Origin of the sequence: Pseudomonas alcaligenes, assembly GCF_041729615.1 — a bacterium.
Classification (GTDB): Bacteria; Pseudomonadota; Gammaproteobacteria; order Pseudomonadales; family Pseudomonadaceae; genus Aquipseudomonas; species Aquipseudomonas alcaligenes_B.
This window is the reverse complement of sequence record NZ_CP154874.1, coordinates 3475640-3492920: the sequence shown is the minus strand read 5'-3', so window position 1 is coordinate 3492920 and position 17281 is coordinate 3475640. Positions and strand designations below refer to the sequence as shown.

At 63.3% G+C, this 17281-nt stretch carries 19 protein-coding genes and 2 tRNA genes; 5 read left to right on the top strand and 16 right to left on the bottom strand.

Features of this window, described 5'->3' with window-relative positions:
* Positions 1 to 112: 112 nt before the first annotated feature.
* Together AAG092_RS16885 and AAG092_RS16880 are read left to right on the top strand one after the other, a co-directional pair.
* Positions 113 to 1390: a hypothetical protein gene (locus AAG092_RS16885; RefSeq protein WP_373387573.1), complete on the top strand. Its 1278-nt coding sequence runs from the start codon at positions 113 to 115 to the stop codon at positions 1388 to 1390.
* Positions 1390 to 2394: a tyrosine-type recombinase/integrase gene (locus tag AAG092_RS16880; protein ID WP_373387572.1), complete on the top strand. Its 1005-nt coding sequence runs from the start codon at positions 1390 to 1392 to the stop codon at positions 2392 to 2394. The genes AAG092_RS16885 and AAG092_RS16880 overlap by 1 nt, the downstream gene beginning before the upstream one ends.
* On the opposite strand, the gene AAG092_RS16875 is transcribed toward AAG092_RS16880, so the two are convergent.
* From AAG092_RS16875 to dapA, 5 genes are all read right to left on the bottom strand, one after another.
* Positions 2391 to 3308 (bottom strand): hypothetical protein, encoded by a 918-nt coding sequence (locus AAG092_RS16875; RefSeq protein ID WP_373387570.1) that lies wholly within the window; start codon positions 3306 to 3308, stop codon positions 2391 to 2393. The two genes, AAG092_RS16880 and AAG092_RS16875, sit on opposite strands and share 4 nt — an antisense overlap.
* Positions 3309 to 3432: 124 nt before the next feature.
* Positions 3433 to 3522: transfer RNA gene (locus AAG092_RS16870), tRNA-Ser, on the bottom strand.
* Between the two features lie 125 nt (positions 3523 to 3647).
* Positions 3648 to 4517: a phosphoribosylaminoimidazolesuccinocarboxamide synthase gene (locus tag AAG092_RS16865; RefSeq protein WP_110681682.1), complete on the bottom strand. Its 870-nt coding sequence runs from the start codon at positions 4515 to 4517 to the stop codon at positions 3648 to 3650.
* A gap of 93 nt (positions 4518 to 4610) precedes the next feature.
* Positions 4611 to 5726 carry an outer membrane protein assembly factor BamC gene (gene bamC, locus AAG092_RS16860; protein WP_373387569.1) on the bottom strand — a complete coding sequence of 372 codons (1116 nt, stop codon included), beginning with the start codon at positions 5724 to 5726 and terminating at the stop codon, positions 4611 to 4613.
* A 17-nt stretch (positions 5727 to 5743) separates the two neighbouring features.
* A complete protein-coding gene (gene dapA, locus AAG092_RS16855) occupies positions 5744 to 6622 on the bottom strand; it encodes a 4-hydroxy-tetrahydrodipicolinate synthase (RefSeq protein ID WP_110681680.1) in 879 nt (292 codons plus the stop codon).
* A gap of 157 nt (positions 6623 to 6779) precedes the next feature.
* Between dapA and AAG092_RS16850 the strand changes: the two genes are divergently transcribed.
* Both AAG092_RS16850 and AAG092_RS16845 read left to right on the top strand, forming a co-directional pair.
* The gene (locus tag AAG092_RS16850; protein WP_110681679.1) at positions 6780 to 7337 is read left to right on the top strand and encodes a glycine cleavage system protein R; all 558 of its coding nucleotides are present in this window, start codon (positions 6780 to 6782) and stop codon (positions 7335 to 7337) included.
* A gap of 10 nt (positions 7338 to 7347) precedes the next feature.
* Positions 7348 to 7821 (top strand): peroxiredoxin, encoded by a 474-nt coding sequence (locus AAG092_RS16845; protein ID WP_110681678.1) that lies wholly within the window; start codon positions 7348 to 7350, stop codon positions 7819 to 7821.
* A 42-nt stretch (positions 7822 to 7863) separates the two neighbouring features.
* Here the strand turns inward: AAG092_RS16845 and AAG092_RS16840 are convergent, their stop codons facing one another.
* Entirely contained in the window at positions 7864 to 8109 is a 246-nt protein-coding gene (locus AAG092_RS16840; protein ID WP_373387568.1) for a sulfurtransferase TusA family protein, read from the bottom strand.
* Between the two features lie 94 nt (positions 8110 to 8203).
* On the opposite strand from AAG092_RS16840, the gene AAG092_RS16835 reads away from it, so the two are divergent.
* The gene (locus tag AAG092_RS16835) at positions 8204 to 9634 is read left to right on the top strand and encodes a M48 family metalloprotease (RefSeq protein ID WP_110681676.1); all 1431 of its coding nucleotides are present in this window, start codon (positions 8204 to 8206) and stop codon (positions 9632 to 9634) included.
* Positions 9635 to 9689: 55 nt separating this feature from the next.
* Here AAG092_RS16835 and nadA read toward each other — a convergent pair whose 3' ends face one another.
* The 10 genes from nadA to tolQ all read right to left on the bottom strand — a co-directional run bounded on the left by nadA (position 9690) and on the right by tolQ (position 17277).
* Entirely contained in the window at positions 9690 to 10748 is a 1059-nt protein-coding gene (gene nadA / locus AAG092_RS16830; protein WP_373387567.1) for a quinolinate synthase NadA, read from the bottom strand.
* 120 nt (positions 10749 to 10868) lie between these two features.
* A tRNA-Lys gene (locus AAG092_RS16825) sits at positions 10869 to 10944 on the bottom strand.
* 57 nt (positions 10945 to 11001) lie between these two features.
* Positions 11002 to 11676, bottom strand: a complete 675-nt coding sequence (gene queC / locus AAG092_RS16820; protein WP_110681674.1) for a 7-cyano-7-deazaguanine synthase QueC — start codon at positions 11674 to 11676, stop codon at positions 11002 to 11004.
* Position 11677: 1 nt separating this feature from the next.
* The gene (queE, locus tag AAG092_RS16815) at positions 11678 to 12325 is read right to left on the bottom strand and encodes a 7-carboxy-7-deazaguanine synthase QueE (protein WP_373387566.1); all 648 of its coding nucleotides are present in this window, start codon (positions 12323 to 12325) and stop codon (positions 11678 to 11680) included.
* 179 nt (positions 12326 to 12504) lie between these two features.
* A complete protein-coding gene (gene ybgF, locus AAG092_RS16810; RefSeq protein WP_373387565.1) occupies positions 12505 to 13326 on the bottom strand; it encodes a tol-pal system protein YbgF in 822 nt (273 codons plus the stop codon).
* A gap of 6 nt (positions 13327 to 13332) precedes the next feature.
* The gene (pal, locus tag AAG092_RS16805) at positions 13333 to 13830 is read right to left on the bottom strand and encodes a peptidoglycan-associated lipoprotein Pal (RefSeq protein WP_110681672.1); all 498 of its coding nucleotides are present in this window, start codon (positions 13828 to 13830) and stop codon (positions 13333 to 13335) included.
* 58 nt (positions 13831 to 13888) lie between these two features.
* Entirely contained in the window at positions 13889 to 15187 is a 1299-nt protein-coding gene (gene tolB, locus AAG092_RS16800; RefSeq protein ID WP_110681671.1) for a Tol-Pal system beta propeller repeat protein TolB, read from the bottom strand.
* Positions 15184 to 16137 carry a cell envelope integrity protein TolA gene (gene tolA / locus AAG092_RS16795; protein ID WP_373387564.1) on the bottom strand — a complete coding sequence of 318 codons (954 nt, stop codon included), beginning with the start codon at positions 16135 to 16137 and terminating at the stop codon, positions 15184 to 15186. The genes tolB and tolA overlap by 4 nt, the downstream gene beginning before the upstream one ends.
* Positions 16137 to 16595, bottom strand: coding sequence for a protein TolR (gene tolR, locus AAG092_RS16790; protein WP_110681669.1), 459 nt, complete (start codon positions 16593 to 16595; stop codon positions 16137 to 16139). Before tolR ends, tolA begins: the two co-directional genes overlap by 1 nt.
* Before the next feature lie 10 nt (positions 16596 to 16605).
* Complete coding sequence (gene tolQ / locus AAG092_RS16785) at positions 16606 to 17277, bottom strand: protein TolQ (protein WP_373389611.1); 672 nt, start codon at positions 17275 to 17277, stop codon at positions 16606 to 16608.
* Positions 17278 to 17281: the final 4 nt, after the last annotated feature.

Genomic DNA, 17281 nt, shown 5'->3' with positions numbered 1-17281 from the left:
CGCCGTCGCGAGGTACGAGCGCGGCGCCAAAAGCGCGCGCGGGACGTCCCTGTAACACGTCAGATAAACCGATTAACCGAGTTTCAATTCGTAGCTATTTGGAGCGAACAGCATGAGCGTTAAGGATCAACTGCGAGTCGATAACGAGTTCAACGAGTCCGCGACCGGACGCCTGTTTTTCGATGACAAAACCGCTGTACTCACTGACCTCTCGAAAGTCCGTCTGCTGCGCTGCGGCGTCGATACGGTCCGCCAGCTGTACCGGGGACTGATCCGCCCCGAGATCATGGCGCTGTTCGAGAAGCCCGGAACCATTGTCGATTTCGCCGGCCAGCGCTGGCACTCCGGTCGCGTCGGGCGTGACTCCGGTTACCAGTACAAGCTGCAGAACGCCGACCTGGGCTTCGTCCTGCTGGTAAAGAACTTCAACGCTAAGCTGGACGTCATCGGCCCCCACCTGAAAATCGAGGTGTCACCCCATGCCCTGGACGCACTGAGTCCCGAGCGTCTGCAAGCCCGTCTCGACTACTACGCCCGCGAAGTCCTCACCCATGTGGAAACCAACCAATGCGCGGTGCATCTAGCGTTGGACCTGCAAGGCTGGCAACCGCCTGCCGATCTGATGGCGCGCATGCACTGCCGCGCGCGCACCCATCGCGACATATCGGGCATCAATGAGATTTCCTGGGCCACTAAAGCCAGCGTCTACGGTCGCGGGGAAACCTCCATGTTCGGCTCTGCCGGTGGCATTCAGCTCTGTATCTACAACAAGACCGAGCAAGCCAGGGCCACGGACAAGCTCGACTATTGGGAAGGCGTCTGGCGTCGTCGTGACAGCTTCGACGAGGGGGACCCGGACAACTACAACCCGGCCCAGGACGTCTGGCGTATCGAGCTGCGCTATCACCATTCCATCATCCAGCAGTTCGCCAGCGGCTCAGTGGACGTGCGCACCGGCGCCCTGATCGACACGCGCACCTTCGCGGCCTTCTCCAGCCACCTCGACGGCCTCTGGCGCTATGGCCTGACTCAGTTCCGCCTGCAATCCCGTCCCGGCAGATATGAGCCGATCTGGACGCTGATTCGTGACGATGTGCGTGTCGATATTGCCGCCGATTCGCTGCTCGAGGACACCCACTACAAGCGCCATTACAAGACCGCTCGCGGCTTTTCCGGGAAGAACGTCGAGCTCTTCCTGGGAAACTTCGTCAGCTTGCTGGCAAGGGAACGGGTGGGCGCAAAAAAGGCGTTTGACCGGCTGAAAGAATGGGAATGCTGGCCGGTCATCCGCGACCACTACGCCGCCAAGGACCTGACCGAGTTCGACATCTACAAGCACATCAAGAATCTGCTCGAAGAGCGGCATGTGCGCTGGGGACGGGCTGTCTGATGGCAATCGAGCAACTACCCAACGGACGCTGGAAGGTCGATATAGAGCCCATCAAGGGAAAGCGCTTCCGCAAGACGGTCAAAACCAAGGCTGAGGCGCTGCGCTTCGAAGCGACCTGCAGGGCCAAGGTGATCGACACCCCGGATTGGTCCCCCAAGCCCAAGGACAAGCGCCGTCTCTCTGAGCTGATCGACCGCTGGGCCACCCTGCACGCCTACACCCTGGCGGATGGGGAAGCACGCCGGCGCTTACTGGATGAGCTGGCTAAGACCCTGGGCGATCCGGTAGCCATCAAGATGACCGGCAATGAATACGCCGAGTATCGCACCCAAGCACTCAAAGCCGGCGCCAATCCGAAAACCCTGAACAACAGGCTCGGCTACCTGCGGTCTGTCTTCAACGTGCTGCATCAGCTCGGGGAAATCGACTACCCCAATCCACTGGCCAGGGTCCGCCCGCTACGCCTTCAGGAAAAGGAGCTGACCTACCTGACCAATGACCAGATCAAGGTTTTGTTTGAGGCCATCCACAAGCGTTGTAAGACACCCCACGTCGCCATGATCGCGGCGATCTGCCTGGCAACAGGAGCACGTTGGGGAGAAGCTCAGGGCCTGACGCCCGAGCGGGTACGCAATCAGCTGATCACCTTCGTTAATACCAAGGGCAAGCGCAGTCGCTCGATACCGATTGCCCAGGAGCTGGAGGCCAGGATTCAGCAGCACTTCAAGGAACACGGCCCCTTCTCGAACTGCATCAACAGCTTCGACAAGACAATGGGCGCATCTGGCTTACCGGTTCCTGCCGGTCAGTCCTCGCATGTGCTTCGGCACACCTTCGCCAGTCATTTCATCATGAACGGCGGGAACATCCTGACCCTGCAGAAAATCCTCGGACATACGTCCCTTGCTATGACCATGCGCTATGCACACTTGGCGCCGGGCCACTTACAAGATGCAGTTGCTTTCAATCCAGTTAGAGAAAACATACTCAAGCTAGTAAATTAGTTCACTCTTACCGGACAGTTCTTAATCACAAACACATAGCCATCGTCCTTATCAGGAATCGCGACCGAGGCCCACTTATAACGTATTTGAGCCACCCAAACGCCCTCTCCCATGTTGCTCAATCCACAAATATCAGGCTTCAGATGATATGAGGAGAAAACTATCAAACTATTTATTAAACGCCCAAACCAAGGAGCCGAGGACATTCTCTCTATTGCCTCAGGAGCGATATACCCATAGACAATACTTCCCAACATTATTGCAGCAAGGCGTATAGTTTTAAGAGCAGCCTGCTTCTTTCTGTGCTTTTTTAATCCAGGGCCGCAAAATCTTGCAGAACTACCCATTCCATCCATATTTTTCCCGATGAGAAGGACAACAGCCGCCAGCACGTATGCAATGATCGCTATAAGCGACAGCGCCAGAACCCATACAAACAAGGTAACGACTATAGAGACAAAGCCCTGGGCAACCGGGAAATTACCTGCCTCAAAACTAACAGCATCAGCTATTTCACCATCAGTAACCGCTCTGGCAACATTATTAACTAAGAGAGCAACCAAAGCAGAGCCCCACCCAACGAGATACTTATTATCCTTAATAAAGCCCCTCATCGCTCGATCTTTAAGCACAATATATACTGCGCCACCACCAAACAAAGAGACAATCAACAGAACCCACTCAGGCTCAAATTTCAGCCCGATATCCGCGCACACACCAAAAGCGAAAAAAAGGATTACCAGTCCAGCGATGATTAGATGAGCCACCTTGTCATCTAGTTTTAACTTTAAAAAGTGATTTTGCAGGCGATCAGAGATAGAAACACCGCCGGATGCCACTAAAACTTGCTCCACAAAGGAGATAGCGAGAAGTGTCAAAGAAAGAAAGACAATCAGAAAGAAGCTGTTAATCACTGCACATCCCTTGCCTTGATATCAAGTCAATCACTCGGTCTTCGACACTTTATCGACAGCAACAGCCCCAGAAAAGCAAAAGCCCCCGAAACTCTAGGAATTTCAGGGGCTTAGGCTTTGGATATGGCGGGAAGATAGGGATTTGAACCCTAGGTGCCATTGCTGACACAACGGATTTCGAATCCGTCCCGTTCGACCACTCCGGCATCTTCCCAAAGCGGTGCGCATGATACCAGCTGAGGGCCTTTAGTCCAGCAATTTTTCTTGGCCGATCAGGCGCTTGCGCCGTGCGTATGAAAAAGGGGAGCCAAGGCTCCCCTTCCTTCACGCGACCACGTCTCACTGGGTCAGGCGGGTCAGCGCCTCGCGGTACTTGTCGGCGGTCTTCTGCGCGACGTCGGCCGGCACGGCCGGAGCCGGCGGCTGCTTGTTCCAGCCGGTGGACTCCAGCCAGTCGCGCACGAACTGCTTGTCGAAGCTCGGCGGGTTGCTGCCTTCGGCGTAGCTGTCGGCCGGCCAGAAGCGGCTGGAGTCGGGGGTCAGCGCCTCGTCCATCAGGGTCAGGGTACCGTCCTCGTCCAGGCCGAACTCGAACTTGGTGTCAGCGATGATGATGCCGCGGGTGGCCGCGTACTCGACCGCCGCGCTGTACAGGGCGATGGCGGTGTCGCGCACCTTGGCCGCCAGCTCGGCGCCGATGATGGCCTCGCACTGGGCGAAGCTGATGTTCTCGTCGTGGTCGCCGACGGCGGCCTTGGTCGAGGGGGTGAAGATCGGTTGCGGCAGCTTGGCCGCCTCCTTCAGGCCGGCCGGCAGCTGGATACCGCAGACGGTGCCGCTCTTCTGGTATTCCTTCCAGCCGGAGCCGACGATATAGCCGCGCACGATGGCCTCCACGGGCACCGGCTTGAGGCGCTTGGCGACCACCGCACGGCCCGCCACCAGCGGCAGCTCGGCGGCCGGCACCACGTCCTCGACCTGGTCGCCGGTGAAGTGGTTGGGCACCAGGTCCTTGAGCTTGTCGAACCAGAAATTGGAGATGGCGGTGAGAATCTTGCCCTTCTCCGGGATCGGCTCCTCGAGGATGACATCGAAGGCCGACAGGCGATCGCTGGCGACCATCAGCATGCGCTTGGCATCGATCTCATAGAGGTCGCGGACCTTGCCGGAGTAGATCTTCTTCAGGCTCAGGGTAGAGGGAGTGGTCATGTCGAGTTTTCCGCCTGGTTCAAACGAAACAGGCGAAACCCACCGGGTTTCGCCTATCGATTCGCTGCATGGCCGGCGCGTGGCCGGCACCGATCAGCCGAGGTTTTCCTGGATCAGGGTCAGCACGCGGCGGGCCACGTCTTCCGGTGCCACGGTGTTGATGTCCTTCTCCACCGAGACCTGCACGTCGCCGCCGGCATTGCTGGTCAGGCGCACCTGGTAGCGCTCGGCGCGGGCGTCGATCTCTTCCTTGGTCGGCTCGCTGCCGAACAGGCCGCTGATGAAGCCCTTCTCTTCTTCCGGCTTCTTGGCGCCCTCGGCCAGGTTGACGTAGTACACGCCGAGGCTGCGGTTGATGTCGTCGACGCGCACATCGGCCAGCTCCAGGGCGCGACCGACACTGGACCAGGCGCGATCGAAGTCGGTGCTGAGGTTGAGCACCGGGTTGCCGGCGCCGTCCTGGGTCAGGCTGACACGGCTCGGCGCATCGTAGTTGCGCGCGGCCAGCAGAGAGACGGAGCCGTGCTCGGCGGTACTGCTCAGGTCGTCGAGCATGCCATCGAGCAGCGAGGCCTCGAGGCTGGCGATGCCGGTGCGCGCCGGGAAGGCCACATCGGCACTACTGCCCTCTTCGCGCTCGACGCTGGCGACGAACACCTCGCTGGTACCACGCACCACGCCCGGTTCGATGCGCACGCGGGCGCGCACCTGGTTGTCGCTGTCGGACAGCAGGCTGCCGACGCGGCGCCCCATGGACGGGGCCAGCTCGGCCGGGGTCTGCCACTCGGTGACGAACTCGCCAGTCTGCGGACGTTCCTCGGCGATGCGGAAGCCGTTGTTCTCGAAGTAGGCGCGGGCCACCGGCCAGACTTCCGCCGGGCTGCGCTGGGCCACCAGCCAGCGCGAGTCGCCGCTCTTCTGCAGGCTGAACTCGCTGGCCGCGCCGCTCACGCCAATGGCCTGCGGGCGCGGCACTTCGAACTCCTGCGGAGTGGCGGTGCTGGTGGCGATGTGCGCGGGCACCGGCAGCAGCGGGTCGATGCGCTTGGCGTCGACATTGGCCGGCATCTGCATGGCCGCGGTCTGGCGCGCTTCCAGGTAGTCGGTGGAGCGGTCACGGAAGTAGCCTTCGTCGCCCCACAGCCAGCCGCAACCGCTGGTGCTGGAGATGATCAGGGCAAGGGCGGAGAGTCCAGCCAGTCGCTTCATGCGTAATGCTTCCTCAATTAAGCCAGGACGCCGGACTGGCGCATGGCCTGACGCAGCGGTTCGTGACAGCGCGGGCTGAGCCAGGTCAGCGGCAGGCGGATGCCGTCCTGCATCATGCCCATCTCGTGCAGGGCCCACTTCACCGGGATCGGGTTGGATTCGATGAACAGGTTCTTGTGCAGCGGCATCAGGCGCTCGTTGATGGCGCGGGCGGTATCGGCATCGCCGCGCATGGCAGCGGCGCACAACTCGGCCATGGCGCGCGGCGCGACGTTGGCGGTCACCGAGATGTTGCCCTTGCCGCCCATCAGCATCAGCTCGACGGCGGTGGCATCGTCACCGGAATAGACCAGGAAGTCGGCGCTGACGCGGTCGAGGATGTCCTGGCCGCGCTGCAGGTCGCCGGTGGCTTCCTTGATGCCGATGATGTTGGCCACCTTGGCCAGGCGCTCGACGGTTTCCGGCAGCATGTCGCAGGCGGTGCGGCCCGGCACGTTGTAGAGGATCTGCGGAATCGCCACCGCCTCGGCGATGTGGCGGAAGTGCTGGTACAGGCCTTCCTGGGTCGGCTTGTTGTAGTAGGGGGTGACCAGCAGGCAGGCGTCGGCGCCGACGCTCTTGGCATTCTGGGTCAGCTCGACGGCTTCGCGGGTGCTGTTGGCGCCGGTACCGGCGATCACCGGGATGCGCCCGGCCACCTGGTCGACCACGCGGCGGATGACTTCCACGTGCTCGTGGACATCCAGGGTGGCGGACTCGCCGGTGGTGCCGACGGCGACAATGGCGTTGGTGCCTTCCTGCAGGTGGAAGTCGACCAGTTTGCTCAGGGCGTCCCAGTCCAGACCGCCTTGTGCGTCCATGGGCGTGACCAGTGCCACCATACTGCCCGAAATCATGCAACCGCTCCTGCCGGAAAAAGAGAGCCGTAATGGTACTGGCGGCTCCGGTGTTGCACAACCGCCGCAGCATTCCCCTGAGCGGCGCTTTTCGCTACCCTTCCCCCTTTGTTTGGCGCCGCGTTGCGCCGGGCGCCCATCGTTTCAGGAAAGCTGCATGTCCACCCCCCAGGTTCGCGAACAATTCCTCGTCATCAGTGCCCTCGGCGCCAACCCCATGGAGCTGACCAGCGTGCTCTGCCGGGCCAGCCAGGAGAACCGCTGTGGTGTCGTCAGCAGCCGCCTGACCCGCCACGGCGAATACAGCGCCCTGGTGCTGCAGGTCAGCGGCAGCTGGGATGCCCTGGCCCGCCTGGAAGGTGCCCTGCCAGCACTGGCCAAGCGCCACGACTTCAATGTCAACATGGTGCGTAGTGGCGCCCTCGACGTGCGCCCCAACGCCCTGCCCTACGTCGCCTACGTCAGCTGCGCCTACCGCCCGGACATCCTCAACGAGCTGTGCCAGTTCTTCAGCGACCACCGCGTCGAGCTGGAGAACATCACCTGCGACACCTACCAGGCACCGCAGACCGGCGGCACCCTGCTCAACGCCACCCTGACCGTGACCCTGCCGCCGGGCACGCAGATCAGCTGGTTGCGCGACCAGTTCCTCGACTTCGCCGACGCTCTCAACCTGGACGCCCTGATCGAACCCTGGCGCCCGCAGAACCCGTAAGGAGCTAACGATGGCCGTCTCCCTCGACCACCCCGTCGCCGACTTCAGCGCCGCCGCCACCAGCGGCCAGCAGGTCTCCCTGAGCGCGCTCAAGGGCCGCCAGGTGGTGATCTATTTCTATCCCAAGGACAGCACCCCGGGCTGCACCACCGAGGGCCAGGGCTTCCGCGACCAGCATGCCGCCTTCCAGGCCGCCAACACGGTGATCTTCGGCGTCTCGCGCGATGGCATGAAGTCCCACGAGAACTTCAAGTGCAAGCAGGATTTCCCCTTCGAGCTGATCAGCGACAAGGACGAGGCGCTCTGCCAGCTGTTCGACGTGATCAAGCCGAAGAAGCTGTACGGCAAGGAATACCTGGGGATCGACCGCAGCACCTTCCTGATCGACGCCGAGGGCGTGCTGCGCCGCGAATGGCGTGGCGTGAAAGTGCCGGGGCACGTGGACGAGGTGCTGGCAGCCGCGCAGGCGCTGCACCAGGGATGACGACAAGGGCCGCAAACGCGGCCCTTGTTCATTGCAGCACCATCAGGCCTTCTGCAACCAGTAGCGGAACACGCCGTCTTCCTCTTCCTCGCGCAGCAGGGCGTGCCCGGCCAGGCGGGCGAAGGCGCGGAAATCGCGCTGCGAGCCGGCATCGGTAGCGATCACCTTGAGCACCGCGCCGCTGGGCAGGCGATTGAGCTCCAGCTTGGCCTTGAGCAGGGGCAGCGGGCAGTTCAGGCCACTGGCATCCAGTTCGGCATCGCAGGTGGGCATCTCGGTCATGGGCATCTCCTCGCAGGCCGGCAAGGATACCGCACAAGCCTGGCCAGCGGCCGGCCTGGCCGGCTAGAGTAACGGCTTTGCCCACGCCAGAGCCTCGTGCATGAATCTTCTGCGCCCCACCCTGCTCGCCCTCGCCTGCCTCGCCCTGCCCGTCGGCGCCAGCGACCTGCCTTCGCTGGGCGACGCCAGCTCCTCGATCTTCTCGCCCGAACAGGAACATCGTCTCGGCCGCGCCTGGCTGAGCATCCTGCGTGGTCAGATCGACCAGCTGTCCGACCCGCAACTCAAGGACTACGTGGAAAGCAGCGTCTATCGCCTGGCCGAAACCAGCCAGCTGGAGGATCGGCGCCTGGAGTTCGTCCTGCTCAACAGCCCGCAGATCAACGCCTTCGCCGCCCCCGGCGGAATAGTCGGGGTCAACGGCGGCCTGCTGCTGCACGCCCAGACCGAAGCCGAGTACGCCTCGGTGATGGCCCACGAACTGGCGCACCTTTCGCAGCGCCACTTCGCCCGCGGGGTCGAAGCGCAGAAGCGCATGCAGGTACCGGTGATGGCTGCCATGCTCGCCGGCATAGTCGCCGCCGCCGCGGGCGCCGGCGATGCCGGCATCGCCACCATCATGGGCGCTCAGGCTGCCGCCATTCAGGAACAGCGGCGCTTCTCCCGGCAGAACGAGCAGGAGGCCGACCGCATCGGCCTGCTTAACCTGGAGCGTGCCGGCTACGATCCACGCGCCATGCCGAGCATGTTCGAGCGCCTGATGCGTCAGTACCGCTACGATTCGAAGCCGCCGGAGTTCCTGCTCACCCACCCGGTGACCGAGTCGCGCGTGGCCGACACCCGCAACCGCGCCGAACAATTCCCCGCCCAGGGCCGCTCGGACAGCCTGGAGTACCAGCTGATGCGCGCCCGCGTACAGCTGATCTTCGAAGAGACCCCGGGTATTGCCGCCAAACGCTTCCGCGCCATGCTCGACAGCAACCAGCAGCTGGACGCCGCGCGCTACGGCCTGGCCATCGCGCAGATCAAGGGCGGCCGACTGGACGAGGCACGCAGCGAACTCAATGCACTGCTGCTCAAGGCGCCCAACGACCTGCACTACAACCTGGCGATGATCGAACTGGATGTCGCCGCCAACCGTACGACCGAGGCCGGCCAGCGCATCGAGCGCCTGCGCGGCCTGTATCCCGAGAACTACCCGCTGGAGCAGGCGCGCATCGACCTGCTGCTCAAGCAGAACCGGCACAAGGACGCCGAGGTCGCCCTCGACGAACTGCTCAAGCAGCGCGGCAACGACCCGGACATCTGGTACCAGGTCGCCGAAGTGCGCGGCCAGACCGGCAATATCATTGGCCTGCACCAGGCGCGCGCCGAGTTCTTCGCCCTGGTCGGTGATTACGACCAGGCTCTGGAGCAGCTCGACCTGGCCAAGCGCAGGGCCAGCAGTAACTTCCCCCTGGCCTCGCGCATCGATGCACGCCAGCAGGAACTCCAGGAAGAGCAGCGCGCCATCGACAAGATGCTGCGCTGATCGCTGCAACGGAAAAGCCCGGCATTCGCCGGGCTTTTTCATGAACGCTCGTGGCTCAGGCGTTGCCGGCCAGCTTCAGCCGCGCCGCCTGGGTGAAATCCAGCATGCGCTTGAGCGGTTTGACCGCGCGCGGAATCAGCGCCGGCTCCACGAGGATCTCGTTGCTGCCCTCTCGCAGGCACTGCAGGGTGCGCTGCAGGGTATTCATCGCCATCCACGGGCAGTGCGCGCAGCTGCGGCAGGCGGCGCCGTTGCCGGCCGTGGGCGCCTCGACGAAGACCTTGTCCGGGCACAGCTGCTGCATCTTGTAGAAGATGCCGCGGTCGGTGGCGACGATGAAGGTCTTGTTCGGCAGGGTCTGCGCCGCCTTGATCAGCTGGCTGGTGGAGCCCACTGCGTCAGCCAGTTCGATCACCGCCTCGGGCGACTCCGGGTGCACCAGCACGGCGGCCTCCGGATACAGCGCCTTCATGTCTTCCAGCTGCTTGGCCTTGAACTCCTCGTGGACGATGCAGGCGCCGTCCCACAGCAGCATGTCGGCACCGGTCTCGCGCTGGATGTAGCGCCCCAGATGCTGGTCCGGCGCCCAGAGGACCTTCTCGCCGTTGTCCATCAGGCTCTCGACGATCTCCAGCGCGCAGCTGGAGGTCACCACCCAGTCGGCGCGCGCCTTCACCGCCGCCGAAGTGTTGGCATAGACCACCACGGTGCGGTCCGGGTGCTGGTCGCAGAAGGCCGAGAACTCGTCCACCGGGCAACCCAGATCGAGCGAACAGGTGGCCTCCAGGGTCGGCATCAGCACGCGCTTCTCCGGATTGAGGATCTTGGCCGTCTCGCCCATGAACTTGACCCCGGCCACCACCACGGTCTGCGCCGCATGCTGGTTGCCGAAACGGGCCATCTCCAGGGAGTCGGACACGCAGCCACCGGTTTCCTCGGCCAGGGCCTGGATCACCGGATCGCAGTAATAGTGGGCCACCAGCACGGCGTTCTGCTTCTTCAGCTCGGCGGCGATCTCGCTGCGGTAGAAGGCCTCCTCCTCGGCGGTCAGCGGCTTGGGCTGCTTGGCGGCGAGGTGGGCCTGAACCAGCAGGCGTTCGGAAATCTGGGTCATGTCATGAAACCTGCGAGCGCTGATACGCGAGCGGCCAGTATACCACCAGGCCCTCTGCCGCCTCTGTCAGCCCTTTTGCGGGCATAAAAAAAGCCAGTCTGAAGACTGGCTTTGACGATATGGTGGGTCGTGTAGGATTCGAACCTACGACCAATTGGTTAAAAGCCAACTGCTCTACCGACTGAGCTAACGACCCAACGCGGTGCGCATGATACTGATTTGATTCAGGAAATCAACACTCCACGAAAAAAACTTACGCGTAGCGGGTCGGGTCGGCCACGCCGGCCGCGGCGAAGCCCGCCGCACGCAGGCGACAGCTGTCGCACTTGCCACAGGCACGACCATCATCATCGGCCTGGTAGCAGGACACGGTCAGGCCGTAGTCGACGCCATGCTGCAAGCCGATCTGCACAATCTGCGCCTTGGACAGATTCTGCAGCGGCGCCTGGATGCGGAAACCGCTGCCCTCAACGCCCTCGCGGGTCGCCAGGTTGGCCACCCGCTCGAAGGCGGCGATGAATTCGGGACGGCAATCCGGATAGCCGGAGTAATCCACCGCATTGACGCCGATGAAGATGTCGTGGGCACCCAGCACCTCGGCCCAGCCCAGCGCCAGGGCCAGGAACACCGTGTTGCGCGCCGGCACGTAGGTAATCGGGATGCCCTCGGTCGGACTCTCCGGCACGGCGATGGAGCTGTCGGTCAGGGCCGAGCCGCCGATGCCGTTGAGGTTGAGACCGATCACCTTGTGCTCGACCACGCCCAGCTGGCGCGCCACCCGCTCGGCCGCCTGCAGCTCGGCACGGTGACGCTGGCCATAATCGAAACTCATGCTGTAGCAGGCGAAGCCGGCCGCCTTGGCCTGGGCCAGGATGGTGGCCGAATCCAGGCCACCGGAGAGCAACACCACGGCTTTCTTGTCGGTCATGTCAGTGCCCCGGCTCGTCGTTCCAGAGGATCTTGTGCAACTGCAGCTGGAAGCGTACCGGCAGGTTGTCGGCAATGATCCAGTCGGCCAGGGCGCGGGCATCCACCTGCTGGTGGCTGGGCGAGAACAGCACCTCGCCGGCACGCTGATCGAGGCGGTACTCGATCAGCTTGGAGACAGCCCAGTCGTAATCCTCGCGCGAGCAGATGACGAACTTCACCTGGTCGTTGCCGGTCAGCTCATCCAGGTTGCTGTAGAGGTTGCGCGCGACCTCCTGCGAGCCCGGGGTCTTCAGATCGAGCACCCGACTGACTCGTCGGTCCGTAGGGGCAATATCCATGGCTCCACTGGTTTCCAGCGACACGCTGTAGCCGGCGTCACACAGCTGCTCGAGCAAAGGGATGCAATTGGGTTGTGCCAGCGGCTCGCCACCGGTGACGCAGACATAACGCGGCCTGAAGGCGGCCACCCGCTCGAGGATGGCCTCCAGGCTCATGATCTCGCCACCATTGAAGGCATAGGCGGTATCGCAGTACTGGCAGCGCAGCGGGCAGCCGGTCAGGCGAACGAATACCGTGGGCAGGCCACTGGTATTGGTCTCGCCCTGCAGCGAGTAGAAAATCTCGGTAATGCGCAGGGTTGTTTGCATATCGGCACCGGGCGTGACGGCGAAACAGGCCATCCGCCTCCGTTGCGGGAAAGTCGGGGCGGCGATTCTAAGCGAAAAAGCGCCCGGGCAACATTTTTCCCGCCGCGCAGGCGACGATCTGGGCGCGTGCCCATGAAAAAGCCCGCGACTAGCGCGGGCTTTTCACAACGCCGAAAGGCTCAAGGCAGACGCTGCAGATCGCGCTGCGCCAGCTGGGCGGCAGAAGAGCCCGGGTACTGGGCAATCAGCTGCTGGAGGATGCCCTTGGCCCGGTCATTGTTACCCAGGCGCCGCTCGACGTCCGCCAGCTTGAACAGCGAATCGGGCACCTTGGCATGGGTCGGGTAGCTGGCGGCGACCTGGGCGAAGGCCTTGCCGGCGCCCTGCAGGTCACCCTTGGCCAGGTTGACCTCACCCAGCCAGTACTGGGCGTTGCCGGCATACTGGCTCTGCGGGAACTTGCGCAGGAAACCTTCGAAGGCCTGGCTGGCCTTGTCGAAGTCCTTGGCCTTGATCAGGTCGAAGGCCGCATCGTAGTAGAGCTTTTCCTTCGCCGGATCGGCCGGCTCGTTGCTGGCTGCCGGGGGCTGCGAGGCTGAGGCAGCGGGGGTACCAGCGGCATTGATCGCGCCGCCGGCCGGGGAATTCTGTGCCGGTGCCTGCTGGGCACCTGCGGCACCGCCTTGCAGGCGGCTGTCGAGATCCTGGTAACGCGCCAGGCTCTCCTGCTTGAGACGCTCGATCTCGTTCTGCTGTTCTTCGACCAGGCCACGGAGCTGGGCGATATCCTGCTGCATCTGCTGCAGCTGCATGAACAGCTCGCCCTGCGCCGAGGTCGGGGCTTGCGCCCCGCCCCCGGCGTAGGCACCACTCGTACCGTAACCCGCCGGCGGATAGCTGCTGCCGTAGCCGGCACTGCTATCGATCACGGGAACCTCGGCCACCGCCGCGAGCGGCAGGGCAAGCACCAGGGAGGTCAGGATACGAGGGCACTTACGCATGGCGAATTACTTGCGCAGTTCGACGCGGCGGTTCTGAGCCCAGGAGGACTCGTCGCTGCTGGTGGCAACCGGACGCTCTTCGCCGTAGGAAACCAGTTCCAGCTGAGCCGGGGAAACGCCCTGCAGCACCAGGTAGCGCTGAACGGCCTTGGCACGACGCTCGCCCAGAGCCATGTTGTACTCGCGGGTGCCGCGCTCGTCGGTGTGGCCTTCCAGAACGACGCGAGCGCCGTTGCCTTTCAGGTCCTTGGCGTGGACGTCCAGAGCGCGCATGGCTTCCGGCTTCAGGTCGGAGCTGTCGTACTCGAAGTAGAAGGTGGTGATGGCGCGCAGAGCGGCTTCTTCGCTCAGGGCACCGTCAACGCCGCTGCCACCGGCGTTGTAGCCAGCGTTCGGATCGACAGCGCCTTCGCCGGAGGCGTCGCCGCCTTTGGACGAGCAACCAACAGCCACGGCCAGGGCCAGGCTCAGAGCGGCAAATTTGCCAAATTTCAGCATTTCCATGGTGGAGCTCCTAATGAGTTCTAGGTGTGTTTACAGCAGAAAAAGAGTCAGTACCGCATCAGTTCAGGTAAGGGGACCAGGACGGTTCCCGTACATCACCTTGCGCGGTGGGAATCGGGAGCCTGACACGCCCGTTGATGGACACGAGCATCAGCACTCCGCGGCCCTGCTGGCGGGTGGCGTAGATTAGCATGGTGCCATTGGGCGCAACAGTGGGCGAGTCGTCCAGACTGGTCTCGGAGAGAATGCGCAGGCGGCTGGTCACCAGGTCCTGGGCGGCCACCTTGAAATTGGTGAACCCGTCCTGGCGATGGATCATCACCAGGGTCTTCTCGTCGGCCGACAGCTTCGGGTTGGCATTGTAGTTGCCGGTAAAGGTCACGCGCTGGGCGGCACCGCCGTAGATGCTCTGCTTGTAGATCTGCGGCTTGCCGGCGCGGTCGCTGGTGAAGTACAGGGTCTGCCCGTCCTTGCCCCAGAACGGCTCGGTCTCGATCGAGCCGGAGTTGGTCACGCGCTGGATCTGGCGACTGCCCAGGTCCATCACATAGATCTCCGGGTTGCCGTCCTTGGACAGCACGAAGGCCAGGCGATTGCCATCCGGCGAGAAGGCCGGCGCGCCGTTGAGGCCCTCGAAGTTGGTCAGCTGCTCGCGGCGACCGGTATCGATGTGCTGCAGGAAGATGCGCGGACGGCGCTGCTCGAAGGACACGTAGGCGATGCGGCGGCCATCCGGCGCGTAGCGCGGCGACAGGATCGGTTCGCGCGACTGCAGCAGGGTCACGCCACGGGCGCCGTCGTAGTCGGAGCGCTGCAGGGTGTAGCGGGTGTTGTTGACACCAAAACGCTCGGCGGTGACGTAAAGCATCTTGGTGGAGAAGGCGCCCTTGATGCCGGTGAGCTTCTCGAAGGCCTGGTCGGCGATATGGTGGGCCATGTCGCGCAGCTGGTCGGTGGTGCCACCGACGGTGCCGGCCACCACCTGCTGCTGGGTCGCCACGTTGAACAGGGCGAACTGCACCTGCAGGCGCGCACCGTTCGGTACGATGCTGCCGACCATCACATACTGGGCGCCCAGGGCCTGCCAGTCGCGGTAGATGATCTCGGCCGCCGAGGTCGGCAGGCTGATCATGTTCTGCCGCGGGATCGGCTCGTACATGCCGCTGTTGCGCAGGTCGTTGCCGATAACGGTGGCCAGGTCCTCGGGCAGCACGGTGCCGCCCTGCCAGCCGAAAGGCACCACGGCGATGGGAATGGCGCGGTCACTGCCGGTCGAGACCACCAAGGGGTCCGCTGCCTGCACGGCACCGGCCAGCAAGGCCAGCCCAAGCAGGGCCATACGAATCAAGCTGTTCACAGAGACAAGTCCTCCGGTTTGAAAATCATCCGCCGCTGACGGTACATGGCATTAAAGGTGGCACTATCGACTTGCTGCATTTCCGGAATACGCACGACGTTCTTCACGGCCGCCACCGCCGAGCTGTCGAAAGGCGCATCGCCGCTGGAGCGGGTGATCGAGGCATTGACGATGGTGCCATCGGGCAGCATCTGGATCAGCACCTCGACACTCATGCCGTTGCGCGCCGACGGCGGACGCTGCCACTGCTCGCTGACCAGCTTGATGATCAGGTCATCGAGACTGCCCGCCACCTGATCGCCCACCTCATCGGCCAGCGCCTGCTGGCGCTCGGTGGTATCCCCCAGCAACTCGGCCAGGGCCTGCGCCTTCTTGTCCTCGGCGGCCTTGCGCGCGGCTTCCTGGGCCTTCTTCTTCGCAGCCTCGGCGGCGGCCTTCTTCTTGGCCTCCTCCGCAGCCTTTTTCTTCGCCTGCTCGGCCGCTTTCTTGCGCGCCTCCTCGGCGGCAGCTTTCTTCTTCTCTTCCTCAGACTTCTTCTTGGCGATCTCGGCCAGCCTCTTCTGTTCGGCCGCCTTCTTCGCTTCTTCGGCCTTCTTCGCTTCGGCCTGCTTCTTCGCCTCAGCCTGTTTGGCCACCGCGACCTTCTTTTGTTCCGCCGCTTCCTGCTTCTGCTGTTCTTCCTTCTTGGTCTCCAGCTGCTCCACCTCGTACTGGCGCGCCTTGGTCTTCTGCGCCTCGCCGGCGATCTTCTGATTGGTCTGGGTGGTCGCCTGGCTCTGCGACTTCAGCTGGTACAGGGTCGCCTGCACGATCGGCCTGGCCGGCGGCAGCTCCGGGGCGAAGTGGAAGCTGACGAACAGCATGGCGAACAGCAGGACGTGAATGGCCACGGCCCAGACCGTTGGCCAGAAATAGCTTTCCGACGAGGAGCGCACGCTCTTCTGCTGCATCAGGGCGCCTCGGTGATCAGCCCGACGTTGCCCACGCCGGCTTCCTGCAGACCGCCCATGACAGCCATGACCGAGCCGTAGTCGACCGACTTGTCGCCGCGCACGAAGACCTGAACTTTCTTACCCTGGGCGGCGTTCTGGTTCATGATCGCGCTCACCGTCTGTACCAGCGCCGGCAGCGCGGTGGCGGTCTCACTGGCCTTGCCCTGGTCCGGGTCGACTTCCTCGCCCATGTTCCAATAGTAGGTCTTGTCGGCCTTGATCGAGATGGTCAGCACACGGGCATTGTTGTCCTGCGGCAGGGCCTCGCTGGAAACCTTGGGCAGGTCGACCTTGACGCCCTGGTTGAGCATGGGCGCGGTCACCATGAAGATCACCAGCAGCACCAGCATCACGTCGATATAAGGCACGACGTTCATCTCGGCGACCGGCTTGCGTCTGTTGCGAATTCTGGCCATGGGCTGAGCCTCAGTCCTCGCTGGTGTGCACTTTGCGGTGCAGGATCGCCTGGAACTCGTCGGCAAAGGTGTAGTAACGGCCAATCAGGCGATCGCCTTGCGCCGAGAAGCGGTTGTAGGCGATCACCGCCGGAATGGCGGCGAACAGGCCGATGGCGGTGGCGATCAGCGCCTCGGCGATGCCCGGCGCCACGGTGGCCAGGGTCGCCTGCTGCACCTGGGCCAGGCCGCGGAAGGAGTTCATGATGCCCCACACGGTACCGAACAGTCCGATGTAGGGGCTGGTGGAGCCGACGGTGGCGAGGAACGGCAGGCTGGTTTCCAGCTTCTCTTCCTCACGCGAGATGGCCACGCGCATGGCGCGGGCCACGCCGTCCATCACCGCATCCGGGTCGACGCCGGACTGCTGGCGCAGGCGGGAGAACTCCTTGAAGCCGGCGCGGAAGATCTGCTCGATGCCGCAATCCGGGTCCGGGTTGCTGCCGGCCTGGCGATACAGCTTGGACAGGTCGATACCGGACCAGAAGCGCTCCTCGAACACCTCCAGCGACTTCTTCGCCGCGCGCAGCATGGTGCTGCGCTGGAAGATCATGATCCAGGACACCACCGAAGCGGCGACCAGGGTCAGCATGACCAGCTGCACCACCAGACTGGCGTTGCTGATCAGGCTCCACATCGACATATGG